General features: G+C 71.6%; 2 protein-coding genes and 1 tRNA gene. 2 read left to right on the top strand and 1 reads right to left on the bottom strand.

Features of this window, described 5'->3' with window-relative positions; translation table 11 throughout:
• Positions 1-184: 184 nt before the first annotated feature.
• The gene (locus ACFVX4_RS13295) at positions 185-1501 is read right to left on the bottom strand and encodes a sensor histidine kinase (RefSeq protein ID WP_389975530.1); all 1317 of its coding nucleotides are present in this window, start codon (positions 1499-1501) and stop codon (positions 185-187) included.
• Between the two features lie 155 nt (positions 1502-1656).
• Between ACFVX4_RS13295 and ACFVX4_RS13290 the strand changes: the two genes are divergently transcribed.
• Positions 1657-2133, top strand: coding sequence for a hypothetical protein (locus tag ACFVX4_RS13290; protein ID WP_389975527.1), 477 nt, complete (start codon positions 1657-1659; stop codon positions 2131-2133).
• Positions 2134-2156: 23 nt separating this feature from the next.
• Positions 2157-2228: transfer RNA gene (locus ACFVX4_RS13285), tRNA-Gln, on the top strand.
• The last annotated feature ends 167 nt before the right edge of the window (positions 2229-2395 follow it).

Here is a 2395-nt window from a genome sequence, read left to right as displayed (position 1 = left end):
CGCGCTTGTCTTTTTTCTTTGTTTCTCTCTCTCTCTCCCCCCCTCTCCCCCCCCCCCCCCCCCCCTCTCCCCCCCCCCCCCCCCGGGGCCCAGGGCCCGTCCGGCGGATCAGGGCCCAACAGACCCCGAACCCGCGCACCGCCCCCGCAGGACCGGCCGGGCCCCGCCCCGCCGGTCCCACGGATCAGGCCGCCGCCCCCTGAGCCGGCAGCACCGCCGACACCCGGAAGCCGCCCGCATCCGTCGGACCCGAGACGAAGACACCGCCGAGCCCCAGCACCCGCTCCCGCATACCGACCAGGCCATTGCCCCCGCTCGGCAGCCCCGCGTCCGCCGTCGCCGCGTCCGACGGTCCGTTCTCCACCTGCATCGCGACCTCCGCGTCCCGGTGCGCCAGCCGCACCCATGTCTTCGCGCCCGCCGCATGCTTGTGCACGTTCGTCAGAGCCTCCTGCACCACCCGGTACGCCGTCTGCTCGACCTCGGGCGGATACGGGCGCGCCTCACCGTCCACCGACAGCTCCACCGTCATCCCCGCCGCCCTGGACTCCCCCACCAGGACCTCCACCTCATGCAGCCGCGGCCCGTCCTCCGTGGCGGCGGCAGCCGCGGCAGCAGCCGCCTGACCGACCGAGGCCAGCGGCACCGAGGCCGGCCGGGCCGTCACCGACTCCCCCGCCCGGAGCACCCCGAGCATCTCCCGCAGCTCCGTCAGCGCCTGCCGGCCCATGTCACCGACCAGCGCCGCGTTGCGCACCGCCTTCGCCGGATCCTTCGGCGCGACGGCCTGGAGCGCGGCGGCGTGCACGACCATCAGACTCACCCGGTGGGCCACCACGTCGTGCATCTCGCGGGCGATCCGGTGGCGTTCCTCCGTACGCGCCCACTCCGCCCGCTCCTCCGCCCGGTCGGCGAGCAGCGACAACTCCCGCTCCAGCGAGTCCGCCCGCTCCCGCAGGCTCTCCATCAGCCGCCGCCGGGCCCCTATGTAGAGGCCGAACAGCACGGGCGGCGCGGTGAGCCCGAGCGACATGAAGAGCGAGATCAGCGGTACGTACCAGTCGCCCGGCCCGAAATCGTCCTGCTGGGAGACGCTCTGCCGCAGCCGTACGTACGTGACGATGAGGGTCCCCGCGAAGGACATCCCCATCAGCACCGTGGTGATCCTTCGCGGCACGTCGGAGGCGGCCAGCGTGTAGAGGCCGATCAGGCCCATCAGGAAGCCCATCTCGGCCGGTGTGGTCGCGACCGCCACCAGCACCACCGCGATCGGCCAGCGCCGCCGCAACACCAGGACCGACCCCGCGAGCAGCCCGAACAGCACACCCACCGGCACCGGCAACCCGGTGTCCCCGGCGAACTCCACCCCCTCCAGCGCACACTCCAGCGCCGACAGGAGCGCGAGCCCCACATCCAGGGCGACACTGCGCCGCCGCTCCCACCACCAGTAGCCGCGGGTGGTCGACCCCGCCGCCTCCCGGTCTGCCCCCGTTGCGGTCATGCCGTCCACCCTACGGGCGACCGCACCTCATTTTCGGGCGACCTGGACAGCACGCGCGTCCGCCGAACAGAGACGGAACAACCACTTATCGCTTGAAATGGCGAAGCGAGCAGCCTTTCGCACCGGACGTCCGCATTCCGGACGACGCTCGTCGCATGACGGAAATCACGAGCAAATACGCCAACTTCGAAGACCTGCGCGAGCAGGTCGTCGCTCTGCGCAGGGAGGGCCTCAGCCTCCGGCAGATCCGCGACTGGTTACACATCCACAACAACGACATCCTGGGCCGCCTGGTCAAAGGCGAACCGACTCCGCGCAGCCAAGACATGACGTACGACCAGTTCCAGGTGGAGTTGGGGTACCCGAAGAGCTCGATCTCACCGTGGGTGCGGGATCCACCGAAGCCGGAACCGCGCTGTACGGACGAAGAGCGCCGCGCGCTCATGAACGCCGGCCTGTCACGTCTGCGCACCGCCCAGGACGAGGAGCGACTCAGGACCACTCGCAAGAACACCACCGAGACCTACCGCGGCTGCCTGATCATCTACGTCACCAAGAGCGCGGACCTTTATCGTCGCGTAGAAGGCACTTGGTACGGCATAGTGTTGGGTGCCGGTCCAGCGACCGGATGACATGTCCGGTTAGTCGGCCTTGTTCCCCTGTGGTGTAATTGGCAGCACAGTAGCTTTTGGTGCTATTTGTCCGGGTTCGAGTCCTGGCAGGGGAGCCTCCGGGTGCGGGGGGGGGGGCGACCAGGGCCGGGGGGGACACCCCCCCACCCCCCCCCCCCCCCCCCCCCCCCCCCTCCCCCCCCCCCCCCCCCCCCCCCCCCACCCCAAACCCCCCCCCCCCCCCCCCCCCCCCCCCCCCCCCCCCCCCCCCCCCCCCCCCCCC

Origin of the sequence: Streptomyces sp. NPDC058240, from assembly GCF_042882135.1 — a bacterium.
Lineage (GTDB): Bacteria > Actinomycetota > Actinomycetes > Streptomycetales > Streptomycetaceae > Streptomyces.
The sequence above is the reverse complement of the archived record's forward strand: the minus strand, read 5'-3'. Positions and strand labels throughout refer to the sequence as shown.

Bases quoted from the DNA above. Each gene is read 5' to 3' on its own strand.
- ACFVX4_RS13295 (WP_389975530.1), bottom strand. From the start codon at position 1,501: ATGACCGCAACGGGGGCAGACCGGGAGGCGGCGGGGTCGACCACCCGC.
- ACFVX4_RS13290 (WP_389975527.1), top strand. From the start codon at position 1,657: ATGACGGAAATCACGAGCAAATACGCCAACTTCGAAGACCTGCGCGAG.